This is a genomic window from Wenyingzhuangia gilva (genome assembly GCF_030519655.1).
Classification (GTDB): Bacteria; Bacteroidota; Bacteroidia; order Flavobacteriales; family Flavobacteriaceae; genus Wenyingzhuangia; species Wenyingzhuangia gilva.
In genome coordinates this window covers 202114-222179 of sequence record NZ_JAUMIT010000006.1, presented here as the reverse complement: position 1 = coordinate 222179, position 20066 = coordinate 202114, and the positions used below count along the sequence as shown (strand labels likewise).

Here is a 20066-nt window from a genome sequence, read left to right as displayed (position 1 = left end):
AAATCTGTATTTTTGAATATGAAGATTAAAGAAATTACGAATTATATAGAAAACTTAGCTCCTTTAAGCTATGCTGAAGATTTTGACAATGTAGGTTTGTTAGTAGGTAATTACAATACCGAAGTTAAAGGGGTCTTGGTTACTTTAGATACTCTAGAACAAACCATTGACGAAGCCATTGAAAAAAAATGCAATTTGATTGTTAGCTTTCATCCTATTATTTTTAGTGGACTTAAAAAATTTAACGGAAATAATTATGTAGAGAGAGTAGTGATGAAAGCCATTAAGCATGACATTGCTATTTATGCTACGCACACAGCCTTAGATAACTGTTTTAATGGTGTTAGTGCTAAAATGTGCGATGTACTACAACTCCAAAATAAGTCAGTATTAATCCCTCAAAAAGGAACCATAAAAAAATTAGTGACTTTTGTACCCATAAACAATGCCGATAGTGTTAGAGAAGCGCTTTTTGAAGTAGGTGCTGGAGCCATTGGAAATTATAAGGAATGTAGTTTTAACATCAATGGAATAGGAACTTTTAATGGAAATGAAAATTCTAATCCTGTAATAGGAACCAAAGGAATTACCTCTAAAGAAAAAGAAACACAAATTGGAATGACATTTCCTAAGCATTTAGAAAGTAAAGTCATTAAAACCTTACTTAAAACACATCCTTACGAAGAGGTCGCTTATGAAATTACTACTTTAGAAAACAACAATCAACATATAGGTATTGGAATGATTGGTGAATTAAAAGATGCCATGGAAGTTAGCGATTTTTTACGTTATGTAAAACTTAAAATGAATACAGAGTGTATTAGACATTCTGCTCCTTTAAATAAGGAAATAAAAAAAGTAGCAGTGCTAGGTGGTTCTGGAAGTTTCGGAATTAATGCTGCAATTAGTAAAGGAGCAGATGCTTATATTACTGCAGATTTTAAGTATCATGAGTTCTATAAAGCAGAAGGAAAAATATTAATTACCGATATTGGGCACTACGAAAGTGAGCAGTTTACAAAAAATCTATTAGTTGATTATCTTAAAGAAAAATTTCGTAATTTTGCAATCATTTTATCGGATAAAAGTACAAACCCAATATATTACTCATAGTTATTATGGCAACTAAACAAGAAGTATCTGTAGAAGACAAGTTAAGAGCTTTATACAATTTACAATTAATCGACTCTAGAATTGATGAAATCAAAAGTGTTCAAGGAGAGTTACCACTAGAGATTGAAGATTTAGACAGTGAAATTACTGGGTTATCAACTCGTATAGAAAAATTAAACCAAGACGTTGCAGCTTTTGAAACTGAAATTGCTAACAGAAAATTAAGTATTGTTGAATCCAAAGAATTGGTAAAAAAATACACTGAGCAACAAAAATCAGTTCGTAACAACAGAGAATTTGATTCTTTAACCAAAGAAGCTGAATTTCAAGAATTAGAAATTGAATTGGCTGAAAAAAGAATTAAGGAAGCATATGCTAAAATTGAGCATAAAAAAGAAATTATCGCTAAGACTACTGAAAAGTTAAACTCTCAACAAGCGCATTTAGATCATAAAAAATCTGAGTTAGATGCAATTTTAAAAGAAACTGAGAATGAGCAAAATAAGTTGAGCAAACTTTCAGAGCAAATGGCAGACAAAATAGACGATCATTTACTAGTTGCTTATAAAAGAATTAGAAAGAGTGTTGTAAACGGTTTAGCAGTTGTAGCTATTGAAAGAGGTGCTGCTGGTGGATCTTATTTTACTATTCCTCCTCAGGTTCAAATAGAAATTGCAAGTCGCAAAAAAATCACCATTGATGAATACTCAGGTCGTATTTTAGTTGATGCTGCATTGGCGGAAGAAGAAAGAGAAAAATTATCATCTATTATCAAATAGAAAAATAATTTTATCATGATATAAAAGAGCATCTGTACAGATGCTCTTTTTTTTATGTCGAATCATCTACAGTAAAAAACCATTCAACTAAAAAAAAAGAATCAAACAGCATTCATTAAGTACTTTTGATATTGAAATTTAAAAACACCAATGTCATGAATAAAACGACTCTAAGCAACATAAACGGATCTCCAGAATTTATAAGCTTTTGGATTGCACAATTAATGTTTTTGATATATATACTGTCATTTACATACTAATCATTGAATTAGCATTTCAGCACTAGCCCAGGGCTTTATTTTTTTTGTAAAAAATAAAATTAAAAACAAGTCCATTAAAAAATTAAATGTATGATGCTAAATCAAATTATTTTTAACTACAAAGATTGTTATGAGAGCATCTAGAAAAAAATAATATTTACAACCCCGTAAAAATAGGCATAAAAAAACCCACTTATATGGTTTAAGCGGGTTTCATTTTCTTTAAAAAGAGTATATTATAAAGCTTTAACGTCTACTGCGTTTAATCCTTTTCTACCTTCTTTTAAGTCGAACTCTACTGCATCTCCTTCACGAACTTCATCAATCAATCCTGAGATATGCACGAAATAATCTTGTTTTGTTTCATCGTCAATAATAAATCCAAATCCTTTTGATTCATTAAAGAACTTTACTGTACCTTTTTTCACTTTGTAATAATATTTAAATAAAGGACAAACATAGTATTATTTAAATAAAATACACCACAAATCTTAATATTTATTTATAATTAACAAACTGAAATTCAATAAAAAAGCCCATCCTGATTAGGATGGGCTTATATTTATATCAATTAGAAATTATTTTAATTTCTTTTTTACTTCTACAATTTGGTAAGATTCAATCACGTCTCCAACGGCAATATCATTGTAGTTTTTAATCTGAACACCACAATCATAACCTTTGGTTACTTCCTTAACATCATCTTTAAAACGTTTTAAAGCTGCCAATTCACCATCGTGAACAACTATACTATCTCTAATAATTCTAACTTTAGAGTTTCTAGTAATTTTACCTTGAACAACCATACATCCTGCAATATTACCTACTTTAGAAATTTTGTAAACTTCTCTAATTTCTACATTACCTAATAATTCTTCTTTAGTGTCTGGAGATAACATACCTTCCATTGCATCCTTAAGATCATTAATAGCATCATAAATAATAGAATAAGTTCTAATGTCAACTTCTTCTGTATCTGCAACCTGTCTAGCATTACCCGCTGGTCTTACGTTAAATCCAACAATAATAGCATCCGAAGCTGAAGCTAATAATACATCAGACTCAGTAATTGCCCCTACTCCTTTATGTAAAATATTTACTTGAATTTCTTCAGTAGATAGTTTTTGGAAAGAATCTGTTAACGCTTCTACAGAACCATCTACATCTCCTTTTAAAATAATATTTAACTCTTTAAAGTCTCCTAAAGCAATACGACGACCAATTTCATCTAACGTAAGTGTTTTCTGAGTTCTTACAGATTGTTCACGTTGTAATTGAGAACGTTTTGATGCAATTTGCTTTGCTTCTCTTTCATCTTCAAATACATTAAATTTATCTCCAGCTTGTGGAGCTCCATCTAATCCTAAGATAGATACTGGAGTTGATGGAGGAGCTTCGTCTATCGTATTTCCTCTCTCATCAAACATGGCTCTTACTTTACCAGAGTGTTTTCCTGCTAAAATATAGTCACCAATTTTTAAAGTACCTCCTTGAACCATTATGGTAGAAACATACCCTCTACCTTTATCTAACTGAGCTTCTACAACAGTACCTACAGCTGGTTTGTTAGGATTTGCTTTTAATTCTAAAATATCAGCTTCTAATACAACTTTTTCTAAAAGTTCTTCAACTCCTAAACCTGTTTTAGCAGAAATTTCTTGACATTGATACTTTCCTCCCCAATCTTCAACTAACATATCCATGCTAGCTAATTGCTGCTTCACATTATCTGGGTTAGCGGTTGGTTTATCAATTTTGTTTAATGCAAATACAATTGGTACTCCTGCTGCCTGTGCATGACTAATAGCTTCTTTTGTTTGAGGCATTACATCATCATCCGCTGCAATTACAATAACAACAATATCGGTTACTTGAGCACCACGAGCACGCATTGCTGTAAAGGCCTCGTGACCTGGTGTATCTAAAAATGCAATTTTTTGACCTGTAGCAATCTTCACAGAATACGCACCAATATGTTGGGTAATTCCTCCAGATTCTCCAGCAATTACATTTGCTTTACGAATATAATCTAACAAAGAAGTTTTACCGTGATCTACGTGTCCCATAATTGTAATAATAGGAGCTCTATCTTCTAAATCTTCTTCACTATCTGCATCTTCTGCAACTGCTTCTTCAACTTCAGCACCTACAAACTCAACATCATAGTTAAATTCTTCAGCAACAATTTTAATGGTTTCAGCATCTAAACGTTGGTTCATGGTTACCATCATTCCTAACATCATACATGCAGAAATAATTTCTGTAACCTGAACGTCCATCATGGTTGCAACCTCACTTACCGTAACAAATTCTGTTACTTTAAGTACCTTGCTATCCGCTGCTTCTTGTGCTTGTGCATCATCGGCTTGTTGACGGTGTAAGTCACGCTTTTCTCTACGATACTTAGCTCCTTTATTCTTTTTAGACTTTCCTTGTAATCTTTCTAAAGTCTCACGTACTTGTCTTTGTACTTCTTCATCCGTAGGCTCTTCTTTAGAAACAGGTGCAGCAAATCTTCCTCTTTGCCCTGGTCCTCCAGCCGGTCTTCTATTTGGTCCTGTACCTTGAGTATTTCTTTGTCCTGGTCCTCCCCCTGGTCTATTTCCTTGTCCTGGCCCTCCTTGAGTACGATTTCCCGTATTAGGAGCTCCTGGTTTTACAATTCTTTTACGTTTTTTCTTAGCATCGTTGGCAGCATTAGCAGCTACTTTAGGATCTGGCTTTTTCTTTTTAGGTCTTTCAAATTGCTTTAAGTCAATAGTAGTCCCAGTAAGTCTTGGCCCTGTAAGTTTTTGGTATTGTGTTTTAATAGCCTCTGGCTCTCCTCCTTCTTCAGGATCATTAGTTGTTGCAGTAGGAGTTGCTGTTTTTGGCTCTGGTGCTTTTTCTTTAGCAACAGGTTTGTTAACAGCTGGTGAAGGTGTTTCCTTAGAAACAGTAGGTTTTGGAGCTTCCGTTTTTGGTTTTGGAGCTTCTTTTTTGACTTCTTTTTCTACTTTAACCTCTACTCTCGGAGTTTCTTTAATGACTTCTGGAGCAGATTTAACTATTTTAAGACCTCCTAATTTAGGAGCGCTAGCTTTAATTACTTCCGGCTCTTTAGGTTTTTCTTCTGTTTTAGCAGGTTCTTCTTTTGGAGCTTGTGGCTCTTCTTTTTGAACAGGAGCTGGTTTAGATTCTAAATCTATTTTACCAACAGTTTTCAACTCTAATTTCTCAGCCTTAGCCTTTAAAACTTTGTTTCTTTCCTCTTCTTCTCTACGCTTTTTCTCTTCTTGAGCAATGCGTAACTCTTCTTTTTCTTTTCTTTTCTCTTCTCCTACTTCTTTAGAATCAGCTTTCTTTTGGGCATCCGTTTGAAAACCGTCTAATAAGATTTGATACTCTTGATTAGAAATTTTTGTGGTAGGACGAGCCTCTATTTCTATCCCTTTGGATGAAAGATGCTCTACCGCCCTATCTAACGAAATGTTTAATTCTCGTAAAACTTTGTTAAGCCTTAATGTTTTGCTTACAGACATATATAATTTTTACTATTTTTTTGTTTAAGAAGATGTTTTGAATAAAGGCTACTGACTACCCTATCTATCAAATTCTTCTTTTAATATACGTTGAACCTCAATAATGGTTTCTTCTTCCAAATCGGTTCTGCTCACTAATTCAGCTACATCTTTGTCTATCACACTTTTTGCAGTGTCTAAACCAATGCTTTTGAATTCGTCAATAATCCATGCTTCTATTTCATCAGAAAATTCTGTCAATTCTACATCTTCATCATCTTCTGCTCCTTCTCTTAACACGTCAATTTCGTAACCTGTTAATTGAGTGGCTAATCTAATATTTACACCATTTCTACCAATTGCTTTTGATACTTCTTCTGGTTTTAAATAAACCTCTGCTTTGGCTTTCTTGTCTCCTTCGGCTTCAAAGATATCTATTTTTACAACTTTAGCAGGACTTAATGCTCTAGAAATGTATAATTGAATATTTTTTGTGTAATTAATTACATCTATATTTTCATTTCCTAACTCACGAACAATCCCGTGAATTCTAGATCCTTTGATACCAACACATGCTCCAACTGGATCAATTCTATCATCATAAGAATCAACAGCTATCTTAGCTTTTTCACCAGGAATACGTGCTACCCCTTCAATAGTGATTAAACCATCAAAAACTTCAGGAATTTCTTGTTCAAATAATTTTGTTAAAAATTCTGGAGCGGTTCTAGACAATATAATCACTGGTTTATTACCTCTTAACTCTACTGTTTTAATAATTCCTCTAACAGAATCACCTTTTCTAAAGAAATCTGAACGAATTTGCTCACTCTTAGGCAATACCAACTCGTTACCTTCATCATCTAATAAGATAACTGCATTATGCTTAATGTGATGAACTTCCGCAGTATATAAATCCCCCTCTAACTCTTTAAACTTTTTATACAAGTTTGTACTGTCGTGCTCGTATAACTTAGAAATTAAATTTTGACGTAATGCTAAAATAGCTCTACGTCCTAATTGATGTAACTTAATTTCTTCTGACACTTCTTCTCCAATTTCAAAGTCAGGTTCAATTTTTCTTGCTTCAGACAATTCAATTTCTTCATTATCATCTTCAGACATTTCATCTGCTACCACAATACGGTTTCTCCAAATCTCTAAATCCCCTTTGTCTGGGTTAACGATAATATCAAAATTTTCATCTGAACCATACTTTCTTTTCAATGCAGCTCTAAAAACTTCTTCTAAAATAGACATTAACATTACACGGTCAATGTTCTTATCATCTTTAAATTCTGAAAATGAATTGATTAAATCTATATTCTCCATTTAAATATTTTAACTAAATAATATTTTTACTTTTGTTTCTTTTATCTCTTCATAAGTTAAAGCGACTGATTTACGAACCGTTACTTTACCTTTTCCAATTTCTTTAGGCTCTCTTGTTTCCCAACTTAAAACGATACCAGTATCCGTAACTTCTTCAAGTACTCCTTCATGTTTTTCGTTTTCAGTAGTTACTTTTAAAGTTCTACCTATATTTTTAATATATTGTCTTTGTAACACAATTGGTTTCGCAATATCTGGTGTTGCAACTTCAATACTAAAATCTTCTTCGTCTCTATCTAAATTCGCCTCTACAGCTCTACTTACTCGAATACATTCGCTTAACGGCACCCCTTTGTCTCCATCTATGATGACTGAAATTTTATTTTCAGCTTCAATAACCAATTCTACCAAAAACAATTCAGCGTTTTCTTGTAGTGCTTCGTTAATGTATCCTTCGACTTTCTTTTTATCCATATATATCTATAAAAAGTGGGGCTAATTAGCCCCACTCATCGATTTCAATTATTTCCAACGCAAATATACGAGTTTTTTATTGATTCACAAGATTTTAATACGAAAGACAAATCTCTTGTTAACCTAGACAATACAAAGGAATAAATACGTTTTAAATAAAAAAGTCTTAAACCAAAAGGATTAAGACTTTTTTGTTGTCCCACAAGGACTCGAACCTTGAACGACGGTACCAAAAACCGCTGTGTTACCATTACACCATGGGACAGTGCGTTAGCGGTTGCAAATATACAGCACATCTACAATTCTGCAAAACTTTTTTTGAAAAAAAATCACTTTTTTTTTCACTCGATAATCTTCTGTTTGAAAATCAACATTTTAATGTTTCATTATTTTTCACACCACACCACTAATTGGAACATTTTTTGCTTAAAAGGTCTTCAGCATTTATATTTATTTAAATTTGTGACTAAAATTTTAGTTTCTCAATAAACAATATGGAAGAAAAAACATATCAAAAATGGAACATCATCACAGGATGGGTTGTATTTGCTATCTCGTTAATTACTTACACACTTACTCTTGAACCTACTGTTAGCTTTTGGGATTGTGGAGAATATATCTCAACAGCTGTAAAACTAGAAGTAGGCCACCCACCAGGAGCACCTTTATTTCAAATGTTAGGAGCGTTTTTTGCGATGTTTAGTTTTTCTGCAAGTAATATAGCTTATATGGTTAACTTTATGTCTGGCCTAGCAAGTGCATTTACCATTTTATTTATGTTCTGGTCTTTAACCAACCTTATTAAAAGAGTTGCTATTAAAAACAACACACTTGACAACAATAAAATTATTGCAATTATAGGGAGTGCTGCCGTTGGAAGTTTAACTTATACCTTTTCTGATAGTTTTTGGTTTAGCGCGGTAGAGGCTGAAGTATATGCCATGTCTTCTTTCTTAATGGCTTTGCTTTTTTGGTTAGGTTTAAAATGGGAAAAATCTTTTGGAGAACCTAGAAACAACAGATGGTTAATCCTTATCTGCTTAATAATAGGACTCTCTTTTGGAGTACATATCTTATCTTTATTAGTAATTCCATCTTTGGTATTTATTTACTTAAACCACTACTACGAAAAATACACAATCAAAACATTTATCATTGCAAATGCCATTGCAATTGGAACTCTTGCTTTTATTTTTAAATTTTTATTTCCATACACTTTATTATTCTTCAGTGCTTCGGAACTATTCTTTATCAACAACCTAGGACTTCCTTTCAACACAGGAACTATTATTGCCGGAATCCTTATTATTGTTGGATTTTATTTTGGATTAAAACACACTCGTAAAAACAACCTGTATTTAGGAAACACAGCTTTACTATCTATCATGTTTGTAATGATTGGTTTTTCTTGTTGGTTAATGTTACCTATTAGAGCAAATGCCAATACGATGATTAACGAAAACAATCCTTCATCTGCTAGAGAACTTTTGGCTTACTACAACCGTGAACAATATGGTGATGCTAATATTTTTTATGACACTTATTACTCTGAGAAATACAACAAAGAACCTGCCATGGATGCCAATGGCAATCCCATTATGGAAGATGTAAAACCAAAATATGAGAAAGATGAAAAAAGCGGTAAATACATCATTGTAAACGATTATAAAAACGCTCAACAAAAAACCAGTGATTTACACAAAGGATTTATTCCTAGAATGGTAGTACCTAGTTTAGAGCAAAACTATAAAATGATCGCAGGTATTCCGAAAGAAAGCAAAGCCAGACCAACCATGGCTCAAAACTTAAGATACATGGCTGAATACCAATTTGGATACATGTATTTTAGATATTTATTTTGGAATTTTATCGGAAAACAAAACGACATCCAAGGAAACATGGATCCTTTAAACGGAAACTGGATTACTGGAATCAATTTTATTGATAAAATATTTGTAGGACCGCAAACAAACTTACCTAGCGATGTAGCAAACAACAAAGGAAGAAACATCTATTACGGAATTCCTTTTCTATTGGGTATTATTGGCTTGATGTATCAACTAAGTAAAGACAAACGTAATTTTTACAACTTGTTTTTATTCTTTGCTTTTACAGGTTTTGCCATTATTTTTTACACCAATCCGAAACCATTTGAACCAAGAGAAAGAGATTACGCCATTGTAGGATCTTTTTACATTTTTGCCATGTGGGTAGGTTTTGGAGTCTATGCTATTATTGAAAAAATTAACGAATACAAAGCTACAAAAGCAGTTGCTATTGGAGTTACTTCTATCTGCTTATTAACCTCTCCGCTGTTAATGGCTTCTCAAAACTGGGACGATCATGATAGATCTAACAGATACACTGCTTATTTTAACGCAAAAGCTTATTTAGATTCTTGCGATAAAGATGCTATCTTATTTACCATTGGAGATAATGACACCTTCCCGCTTTGGTATTTACAAGAGGTTGAAAAATACAGAACTGATATTAAAATCATCAACTCTAGTTTATTGGCTACCGATTGGTATATCGATCAAATGAAACGTAAAGCTTACGAATCAGACCCAATTCCATCTCAACTAACACACAAACAATACAGACATGGTAGTTTGGATGTTGCCTACCACACAGGACAAGTACAAGACCGATGGAACATTGATGATTTTATGATGTGGATTAGCTCATCAGATAAAAGAACTTACATTGAAATTAGTGAAGGTAAATTTGAAAAATTTTACCCTACCAATAAATTACGACTAACCGTTAACAAAGAAACAGTCTTAGCAAATGGAACCGTTAAACCAAAAGATGCTGATAGTATTGTGGAGTATATGGACATGGATGTTGACGATCGTGGATTGACAAAAAACAGGATTTTAATGCTAGATATTCTTGCCAATAACAACTGGAAACATCCTATTTATTTTACTGGTGGTGCCAATGCTGATGAAGAATATATTTGGCTAAAGGATTACTTACAACTTGAGGGTATGGCTTACAAATTGGTCCCTATAAAAACCAAAAACGAATATGGTATTTTTGGTATGGGAAGAATTGACAGCGATGACCTATATGAAAAGGTAAAAGAATGGAACTTTGGAAATCGTGGTAAAGATTTTTATTTAGATGTTGAATCTAGAAAAAACTCTATCAGTTATAGAAACACTATTTCGAGGTTGGTTGAAGCACTTATCAATGAAGGAAAACTAGACAAAGCAGAAGAGATGCTAGATCTTAGCTACAACAAATTACCTATTAAAGAATATCAGCAATATGGACTTTGTTTAGGATTTCCTGAACAATATTATCTAATCAACAAACCTGAGAAAGCTCGTAAATCTGCAGATTTATTAATAAAAGTATTCCAAGAACAATTGGTTTACTTTGCTCAATTCAATAAATACGACTTAAACTATTTATTCTCAGAGGTAGAAACGCAATTTAAAATGTACCAAACCATTGCTGCAGACGTTAATAAATACGATAAAGACGAAGAATATAAAAAGAAAGTAGAAGAGGAATTTATGCAACACATCCAACTTTTTGAAGATCTCTTTGAATAACAATATGAGATTATATCCTATAAAAACTGCTAAAATTTTCAAGTCCATTTTTAATAAATGGACTTGGAGTTTTAGCACTTCTCAAAAAGAAATCTATCTTACTTTTGATGATGGACCAATTCCCAACATCACTCCATGGGTATTATCACAATTAAAAAACCACCAAGCAAAAGCAACTTTTTTTTGTATTGGTGACAACATTAAAAAACACCCCGAAGTCTTTCAGCAAATTATTGATGAAAATCATAGAATTGGAAATCATACTTTTAACCATTTAAAAGGCTGGCAAACCGATACTGAAAAATATATTAAAAATACTTTACTAGCGGAGCAATATATTCCAAAACAAGAACAAAAATTATTTAGACCTCCTTATGGTAAAATTGCACCTAAACAATCTAGAAAACTGCTAAAACTAGGGTATCAAATTATTATGTGGGATGTATTAAGTGGTGATTTTGACAAACATCTATCTGCCAAAGACTGTATTAAGAATGTACTATCAAAAGTAAAAAATGGAAGTATTGTTGTTTTTCACGATAGTGAAAAGGCTTTCCCTAGACTTCAAGAAACACTTCCCAAAGTCCTAAATGAATTAACTAAAAAAGGCTACTCTTTTAAAGCGATTCCTTAAACGTACTGTTGAACCAAAGTAATCAAAGTATTAGCATCTTGCTCTCCAGATTGTCTCCATTTCATGACTCCGTTTTTATAAATCACAAAAGTAGGATTCCCTTTAACCTTTAAAGCATTTGCTAAAATTTCGTTTTTTTGAATGTCAATTTTTATCACTTTAGCCTTATCTCCTAAAGCAGCAACAACATCTCTTAAAACTGCACCCGTTGGCTCCTCCTCTTCCTCACTCCATTGAGCATAAAAATCAATCAAAACAGGAATCTCAACATTGATTAAATCACCAAACTTAGTCATATCTAAATGTTTAACAATTACTACAAACGTATTGTGTTATGTACAATTCATATACAAAAACTATGCTAATATAACTTTTTTACAAATTAAACAAAAAAAACAACGTGAATTTTGATGTTTTTTGCATTGTTTTTATCTTATTTAAATTTTTACAGAACAAGTAAGAGGTAAAAACCAATGATCAACACTTAAATTTAAAGACATTTTTAATTACATTTACCACACTTAATTTTTATTTATGGCTACACAAAAAAGATTGTTTTTACTAGATGCTTATGCTTTAATTTTTAGAGGATATTATGCTTTGATCAAAAATCCAAGAATTAACTCTAAAGGAATGGATACTTCTGCAATTCTAGGATTTACAAATTCTTTATTAGACGTCATCAAAAGAGAAAAACCAGAACTTTTAGCCGTTGCTTTTGACAAAGGAGGGTCGGCTACTAGAACTGAATCTTTTGAAGATTATAAAGCCAACAGGCAAGAAACACCCGAAGCCATTAAAATTGCCGTTCCATATATTCATGAAATTTTAAAAGCCATGAACATTCCCATTATTGAAGTGGAAGGTTTTGAAGCCGATGATTTGATTGGAACTTTGGCAAAACAAGCAGAAAAAGAAGGTTGCCAAGTTTACATGGTAACTCCAGATAAAGATTACGCTCAATTGGTTTCTGAAAACATTTTTATGTACAGACCCGCCAGAATGGGGAACGGAATTGAAATTTGGGATGTAGAAAAAGTAAAAGAAAAGTTTGAAGTAGAAAATCCTTTACAAGTTATAGATTATTTAGGAATGATGGGGGATGCTGTAGACAACATTCCTGGTTTACCAGGAGTTGGAGACAAGACTGCTAAAAAATTCATCAAAGAATACGGATCTATGGAAAATCTTTTAGCCAACACTCATGAGCTAAAAGGAAAAATGAAAGAAAAAATTGAAGCCAATAAAGAATTAGGGATCTTATCCAAACAATTGGCGACCATTATTTTGGATTGTCCTGTGGAATACCACGAGGAAAACTTTACCATGTGTGCTCCAAATATTGAAGAAACTTCTAAAATTTTTCAAGAATTAGAATTTAGAAGAATTGCTGAAACTGTTAATAAGATTTTTGGAACGGAGACTCCTGAGAGCACTACAGAAAACCCAACTCAAGAAATTCAAAAAACAAATAGTAACGAGCCTCAATTAGACTTGTTTGCTAGTCCAGAACAAACAAACACAACATCTTCTTTTGGTTTTAACACCATTAGCAACACAAAGCCTATTTATCAATATTTAAACACCAACGTTGCTAGAAAATTGTTTATTAGCAAACTTTTAAATCAGCCTAAAGTTGCTTTTGAAATTGTTACGGAAAGAGAAAATTTTATCGATCAAATTATTGGATTTAGCTTTTCTTATGAAGCTAATACAGGATATTATATTCCTGTTACCGAAAACACAGATCAAATAATGACCGAGTTAAAAGCTTTCTTTGAAAATGAGATTATTGAAAAGATTGCTTACGATGTAAAAAGTAATATTAAATTCTTAGCACAATATAACATCACTTTAAAAGGAAAGATTTTTGACATTAGTTTGGCTCACTATCTACTACACCCTGATATGAGACATCAATTAGAAGTATTATCTGAAACTTATTTAAAGTATGAAGTAACACATCAAGACAATATCATCGGAAAAGGTAAAAACAAAATAAAATTAGCCGAAGTTGATTTATCTATTACTACTCCATATTCTTGTGAACAATCTGATGTCTGTTTTCAATTAGAAACACAATTTAGAAAAGAATTAGGAGAAAACAATCTTGAAAAATTATACGATGAGATTGAATTACCTTTATTAAGAGTATTGGCTAAAATGGAATTAACAGGAATTAACCTAGATGTTCCTTATTTAAAAGAATTGTCTGACGTTTTAACTACTGACATTGCTGTTTTAGAAAAAGATATTTACACACTTGCGGGAGAAGAATTTAACATTGCCTCTCCAAAGCAATTAGGAATTGTTTTGTTTGAAAACTTAAAATTAGTAGACAAGGCCAAAAAAACCAAAACAGGTCAATATGCAACAGGAGAAGATATTTTAAGCAAGTTAGCAGCAGAACATGAAATTGCAGCCAAAATATTAGAATATCGTGGATTGGTAAAATTAAAAAATACATATGTAGATGCTTTACCTAACGAGGTCAATCCAATTACACACAGAGTTCACACTACCTACAGTCAAGCAACCGCTGCAACCGGTAGATTGAGTTCTAACAATCCTAACTTGCAAAACATCCCTATTAGAACGGAAAGAGGAAAACAAATCCGTAAGGCCTTTATCAAAAAGAATGATGACTACACTTTATTTGCTGCCGATTATTCTCAAATAGAGTTAAGGTTAATTGCCGAACTGAGTCAAGATCCAGAAATGCTAGCTTCTTTTCAGAATGGAGATGACATTCACCGTTCTACAGCAGCCAATGTTTTTGGAGTACCTTTAAAAGAAGTTACGCGAGAACAACGTAGTCAAGCCAAAACAGTAAACTTTGGAATTATTTATGGCGTTTCTGCCTTTGGATTGAGTCAACAAACCAATTTAAGTAGAAAAGAATCTAAAGAATTAATTGATACTTATTACAAAACGTATCCAACTTTAAAAAAATACATGGCTAGTCAAGTAGATTTTGCCAAAGAACACGGGTATGTAAAAACTTTACTAGACAGACGTAGATATTTAAACAATATCAATTCTGCCAATGCCATTGTTCGTTCTGCTGATGAACGAAACGCTGTCAACGCTCCTATTCAAGGAACCGCTGCAGACATCATTAAAATCGCCATGATTAACATTCAAAGAGCATTAGAAAAAGGCAATTACAAAACCCAAATGCTATTACAAGTACACGATGAATTGGTTTTCGATATGCATAAAGATGAAATTGACCTCTTAAAACCTTTAATTGTTTCCGAAATGGAAAACGCTTATAAACTGAGTGTTCCTTTAGTGGTTGATACTGATATGGGAGACAATTGGTTAGATGCTCATTAATTTTTTACCTAAAAAATACATGATTAACATTACTTCTTTACTATTTCCTAAACGTTTTAGTTTATTAAAAAGCTTTAGCGCTTTGTTTTTAATAGTCTCTTCATTGGTAAGACTAAGTCTTTATATATGGTCTATTAAAAGTATCGGATTTTCTATTGTTGATTTCATCAAAGTAATAGGAATTGGCGTTTTTTTTGATTTTGGAACTCTTTCTTATATTTTAGCTATTTATGGAATTTATTGGTTTTTATTCCCTAGCAAGTTTTACGGAAACTGGCTTGACAAAACACTTACAAAATTCACATACTTTTTATTGGTCTTTATTTTTGTATTTGCCTTTTTAGGAGAATTTACTTTCTGGGAAGAATTTGCCAGAAGATACAATTTCATCGCAGTAGATTATTTACTATACACTTATGAAGTGATAGAAAACATTAACGAATCTTATCCGCTTCCTATATTGATTGGAGTTATTATTGTCTTAACACTTGGGGCATTTTACGTAGCTAAAAAACAAGAGGCTTTTATCAATTGCTACAACAATAACGATGGCTATATAAGAAAAATTATCCCTTATGGATTTTGGCTTTTAGTAGCAGGTACTTTTCATTTATTTGTACAAAACAAACAGGCTGAAATTTTTACGAATAGATACGAAAACGAACTAGCCAAATCAGGAATTTATTCTTTTTTTGCCGCCTACAATGCTAATGAATTAGATTACGATGAATTTTACATCAAACAACCTCAAGAAAAATCTTTAAAAATAGTACAACAAAGTCTTTTAGAAAAAGAAGATCAACTACTTTCTAAAGACAATATTTTAAGAACTATTAAGAGCAGAGGAAAAGAGCTAAAACCAAACATAGTCTTTATATGTATGGAAAGTTTGAGTGCTAATTTTATGGAAGCTTTTGGAAATCAAAAATTATTAACTCCTTTTTTAGATAGTTTAGCACAACAAAGTGTGTTTTACACCAACTTACAAGCTACAGGAACACGAACCATTCGTGGAATGGAAGCCATTACACTTGCCATTCCTCCTACACCAGGCCGCAGCATTGTAAAACGACCTAACAACGATCATTTATTTACCATTGGAGAAATCTTAAAACAAAAAGGATATAGCAGAACTTTCTTTTATGGGGGCGATGGACATTTTGATAATATGAATGGTTATTTTGGGAACAATGGTTTTGATATTGTTGACAATCCTAAGGAGGTAAATTCAGCAAAAGAATTCCCTACCAAACGAACAATTTTTACCGAGGAAGAAATTACTTTTGAAAATGCTTGGGGGGCTTGCGATGGTGATATTTATAACAAAGCCATTCAGCAAATAAACCTACAACATCAAAGTAAAAAGCCTTTCTTTAACTTTATCATGACCAATACAAATCATAGACCTTATTCTTTTCCAGAAGGACATATTGCTGATAAATCAGGAAGTAGGATATCTGCCATCCGTTATGCAGATTGGGCGATGAAGCGATTCTTTACGGAAGCAAAAAAAGAACCTTGGTACAAAAATACTGTATTTGTAATTATCTCAGATCATTGTGCATACAGTGCCGGTAAAACAGAATTGGAAATTGATAGCTATCACATTCCAGCGTTGATTTACAATTTGCCACACACAAAACCACAGAAAGTAAACAAACTTTGTTCTCAAATAGATTTACTACCCACTTTATTTGGATATTTAAACTGGTCATATGAAAGTAAAATCTTTGGAAAAGACATTACTAAAATGAAGCCTGAAGAAGAAAGAGCTTTTATAGCTAACCACCGAAAATTAGGATTCAGAAAAGGAAATCAAGTGGTCATTCTTAACGAAAACAAAGGAAGCAACACCTACAATTGGAATGCTGAGGAAAATACTTTAAGCCTAACAGAAAGTGATGAAAAACTGTTAGAAGAAACTGTTGCAAACTACCAAACAGCTTACGAATTGTTTAAAAACAACAAACTAAAAACCACCCATAAACATTAATAATTAGTTATCAGATGTTTATACGATTCTTTTTTATGAAAATTCTCTTAAAAAAAAGATTGTAATCTAAACAAATAGTTCTATTTTTGCACACCCTTGGGAGAATCCAAGAAGAATTATTGTTTAATTATTACAAAAACTAGGTGTAAATGAACACATTAAGTTACAAAACAGTATCGGCTAACAAAGCAACTGCTGACAAGCAATGGGTTTTAGTTGATGCGGACGGACAAACATTGGGTCGTTTAGCTTCTAAAGTTGCAAAACTAATTAGAGGTAAGTACAAGCCAAGCTACACTCCTCACGTGGATTGTGGTGACAACGTTGTTATTATCAACGCTGAAAAAATCAATTTAACTGGAAAAAAATGGTCTGACAAATCTTACATTCGTCACACAGGTTATCCAGGTGGTCAAAGAAGTTTAACTGCAACAGAAATGTTCGAGAAAGATCCTACAAGATTAATCGAAAAAGCAGTAAAAGGAATGTTACCTAAAAACAAATTAGGAAGCGCTCTTTACAGAAACTTATATGTTTACGCTGGTGTTGAGCACGCTCAAGAAGCACAACAACCAAAAGCTATTAACTTAAACGACCTATTATAATCATGGAGACTATTCACAAGATTGGTAGAAGAAAAACTGCCGTAGCAAGAGTATATGTTTCTGAAGGAAAAGGAAACATGACTATTAATGGTAAAGATTTACCTGCTTACTTTACTACTGGAACTTTACAGTACAAAGCTAAACAAGCTTTATTATTAACAGATAACTTAGAGTCTTTCGATATTACAGTAAATGTATTTGGAGGTGGTGTAACTGGACAAGCTGAGGCAATCCGTTTAGCTATCGCTAGAGCATTATGTGAAATTGATGCTGAGAACAGAGCAATCTTAAAACCAGAAGGATTATTAACTCGTGACCCTAGAATGGTTGAGCGTAAGAAATTTGGTCAAAAGAAAGCAAGAAAGAAATTCCAATTCTCAAAGCGTTAATATTATTAAAGTTTTTAAGGTTAAAAAGTTTAAAGTTTACTTACAACTTTTCAACCTTAAACTTTACAAACTAAAAATAAAATTAATCGATTGTTTAGCAAAAATAGTAGAGACTTCTACTCAGAACTACTCCACTATTGCTAACATCTAAACAACAACCATATTATGGCAAATATTCAAGAATTATTAGAAGCTGGTGTACATTTTGGACACTTAACTAGAAAGTGGAATCCAAGCATGGCTCCTTACATCTACACAGAACGTAATGGAGTACACATCATTGACTTATATAAAACTTCAGCTAAAATTGATGACGCTTCTGCTGCATTAGAAAAAATTGCTGCTTCAGGAAGAAAAATCTTATTTGTTGCAACAAAAAAACAAGCGAAAGACATCGTTGCTGAAAAAGCTGGAGCTGTAAACATGCCTTACATCACTGAAAGATGGCCTGGAGGAATGTTAACAAACTTCGTTACTATTCGTAAAGCAGTTAAAAAAATGTCTCAAATTGATAGAATGAAGACTGATGGTTCTTTCGACGCTTTATCAAAAAGAGAAAAATTACAAATCGAACGTCAACGTGCTAAATTGGAAAAGAACTTAGGTTCTATTGCTGACATGACTCGTTTACCAGGTGCTTTATTTGTAATTGACGTTAAAAAAGAACACATTGCTGTTGCTGAAGCTAATAAATTAAACATTCCTGTTTTTGCAATGGTGGATACAAACTCAGATCCTAGTGATATTGATTATGTAATCCCATCTAACGATGATGCTTCTAAGTCTATTGATAAAATCTTAACCTTAACTACTGGAGCAATTGCTCAAGGATTAAGCGAAAGAAAAGCTGGAAAAGATGCTCCTGCTGAAACTGCAGCTGTTGAAGAAAAAGCTGAATAATCACATAAATTTAACATGAAACGGTACAAAAAAATATAATTTTGTACCGTTCATTTTTATAAAAACTTTAAAACACAATACTATGGCAGATATTAAGGCAGCTGACGTGATGAAATTAAGAAAATCATCAGGAGCTGGAATGATGGACTGTAAAAAAGCTTTAATCGAAGCTGAAGGAGATTTTGACAAAGCAGTAGATGTATTACGCAAAAGAGGACAAAAAATGGCAGAGAAAAGAGCTGACCGTGAGTCTAGTGAAGGTGCTGCTATCTCTGTTGTAAACGCTGATAAAACAGCTGGAGTTTCTATTGTATTAGGATGTGAAACTGATTTTGTTGGTAAAAACGAAGATTTTGTTGCTTTGGCTAAAGAATTGGCTGCTGCTGCATTAAACTTTAAAACAAAAGAAGAGTTTTTAGCTTCTGATTTTGGTGGTATTTCTGTTGCTGAAAAATTAGTTGAGCAAACAGGAGTTGTAGGTGAAAAATTAGAAATTAACGATTTTGCAAGAGTTGAGGCTCCTTTCGTTGGTTCATATATTCACGTGGGTAACAAAATTGCAACTTTAGTTGGTTTATCTGAGGCTGTAGAAGGTGCTGAAGCTTTGTCTAGAGACATTGCGATGCAAGTTGCTTCTATGGGAGCTACTACATTATCTTATAAAGATTTTGATCCAGAATTTGTAGCTGCTGAAACTGAAGCAAGAATTGCTGCAATTGAAAAAGACAATATTGAATTAGGAAGGTTAGGAAAAACATTAAAAAATGTTCCTCAATACATTTCTAAATCTCAATTAACTGATGAAGTAATGGCTAAAGCTGAAGCGGATGCTAAAGCTGAATTAACTGCTGAAGGAAAACCAGAAAAAATCTGGGATAGAATTTTACCAGGTAAAATGGAAAGATTTGTTTCTGACAACACTACTTTAGATCAAGAGAAATGTCTTTTAGATCAAAACTTCATCAAAGATGAAAAAATAACTGTTGCTGAATATGTTGCTGCTTCTAACGTAGAAGTGGTTGCTTTCTCAAGAGTAACTTTAGGATAATTAATATTCTAATCACAATATTAAAAACCTCTCATTTTCATGAGAGGTTTTTTTATGTAATAAAAAGAAGAAACAAACTTATCAAGCTATAAATATTCGTGTAAAATTTTATATTTGCACTACCTAAATAACAA

15 protein-coding genes and 1 tRNA gene are annotated in these 20066 nt (G+C 32.6%); 10 read left to right on the top strand and 6 right to left on the bottom strand.

Going from position 1 to position 20066, the window contains the following annotated elements; translation table 11 throughout:
- The first annotated feature begins 18 nt into the window (after positions 1-18).
- Positions 19-1113, top strand: coding sequence for a Nif3-like dinuclear metal center hexameric protein (locus QVZ41_RS12335; protein WP_302884898.1), 1095 nt, complete (start codon positions 19-21; stop codon positions 1111-1113).
- A gap of 5 nt (positions 1114-1118) precedes the next feature.
- Entirely contained in the window at positions 1119-1892 is a 774-nt protein-coding gene (locus QVZ41_RS12330; protein ID WP_302884897.1) for a zinc ribbon domain-containing protein, read from the top strand.
- A 496-nt stretch (positions 1893-2388) separates the two neighbouring features.
- On the opposite strand, the gene QVZ41_RS12325 is transcribed toward QVZ41_RS12330, so the two are convergent.
- From QVZ41_RS12325 to QVZ41_RS12305, 5 genes are all read right to left on the bottom strand, one after another.
- Positions 2389-2580, bottom strand: coding sequence for a cold-shock protein (locus QVZ41_RS12325; protein ID WP_073119422.1), 192 nt, complete (start codon positions 2578-2580; stop codon positions 2389-2391).
- 150 nt (positions 2581-2730) lie between these two features.
- Entirely contained in the window at positions 2731-5673 is a 2943-nt protein-coding gene (infB, locus tag QVZ41_RS12320; protein ID WP_302884896.1) for a translation initiation factor IF-2, read from the bottom strand.
- Positions 5674-5733: 60 nt separating this feature from the next.
- Entirely contained in the window at positions 5734-6984 is a 1251-nt protein-coding gene (gene nusA / locus QVZ41_RS12315; RefSeq protein ID WP_302884895.1) for a transcription termination factor NusA, read from the bottom strand.
- A 9-nt stretch (positions 6985-6993) separates the two neighbouring features.
- Positions 6994-7458, bottom strand: coding sequence for a ribosome assembly cofactor RimP (rimP, locus tag QVZ41_RS12310; RefSeq protein ID WP_302884894.1), 465 nt, complete (start codon positions 7456-7458; stop codon positions 6994-6996).
- A gap of 194 nt (positions 7459-7652) precedes the next feature.
- Positions 7653-7723: transfer RNA gene (locus tag QVZ41_RS12305), tRNA-Gln, on the bottom strand.
- A 229-nt stretch (positions 7724-7952) separates the two neighbouring features.
- Here QVZ41_RS12305 and QVZ41_RS12300 point away from each other — a divergent pair.
- The gene (locus QVZ41_RS12300; RefSeq protein ID WP_302884893.1) at positions 7953-11024 is read left to right on the top strand and encodes a glycosyltransferase family 117 protein; all 3072 of its coding nucleotides are present in this window, start codon (positions 7953-7955) and stop codon (positions 11022-11024) included.
- Between the two features lie 4 nt (positions 11025-11028).
- Positions 11029-11658, top strand: a complete 630-nt coding sequence (locus QVZ41_RS12295) for a polysaccharide deacetylase family protein (protein ID WP_302884892.1) — start codon at positions 11029-11031, stop codon at positions 11656-11658.
- Here QVZ41_RS12295 and QVZ41_RS12290 read toward each other — a convergent pair.
- Positions 11655-11954 (bottom strand): thioredoxin family protein, encoded by a 300-nt coding sequence (locus QVZ41_RS12290; protein WP_302884891.1) that lies wholly within the window; start codon positions 11952-11954, stop codon positions 11655-11657. The two genes, QVZ41_RS12295 and QVZ41_RS12290, sit on opposite strands and share 4 nt — an antisense overlap.
- Before the next feature lie 238 nt (positions 11955-12192).
- Here QVZ41_RS12290 and polA point away from each other — a divergent pair, with 238 nt between their 5' ends.
- From polA to tsf, 6 genes are all read left to right on the top strand, one after another.
- Positions 12193-14997 (top strand): DNA polymerase I, encoded by a 2805-nt coding sequence (gene polA, locus QVZ41_RS12285; RefSeq protein WP_302884890.1) that lies wholly within the window; start codon positions 12193-12195, stop codon positions 14995-14997.
- Positions 14998-15016: 19 nt separating this feature from the next.
- The gene (locus tag QVZ41_RS12280; protein WP_302884889.1) at positions 15017-16990 is read left to right on the top strand and encodes an LTA synthase family protein; all 1974 of its coding nucleotides are present in this window, start codon (positions 15017-15019) and stop codon (positions 16988-16990) included.
- A gap of 149 nt (positions 16991-17139) precedes the next feature.
- On the top strand, positions 17140-17595 hold the full coding sequence (gene rplM / locus QVZ41_RS12275) for a 50S ribosomal protein L13 (RefSeq protein WP_302884888.1): 456 nt from the start codon (positions 17140-17142) through the stop codon (positions 17593-17595).
- Positions 17596-17597: 2 nt separating this feature from the next.
- Positions 17598-17984: a 30S ribosomal protein S9 gene (gene rpsI, locus QVZ41_RS12270; RefSeq protein WP_073119444.1), complete on the top strand. Its 387-nt coding sequence runs from the start codon at positions 17598-17600 to the stop codon at positions 17982-17984.
- Positions 17985-18149: 165 nt separating this feature from the next.
- Positions 18150-18884, top strand: coding sequence for a 30S ribosomal protein S2 (gene rpsB, locus QVZ41_RS12265; protein ID WP_302884887.1), 735 nt, complete (start codon positions 18150-18152; stop codon positions 18882-18884).
- A gap of 82 nt (positions 18885-18966) precedes the next feature.
- A complete protein-coding gene (tsf, locus tag QVZ41_RS12260) occupies positions 18967-19932 on the top strand; it encodes a translation elongation factor Ts (protein ID WP_302884886.1) in 966 nt (321 codons plus the stop codon).
- Positions 19933-20066 lie beyond the last annotated feature (134 nt).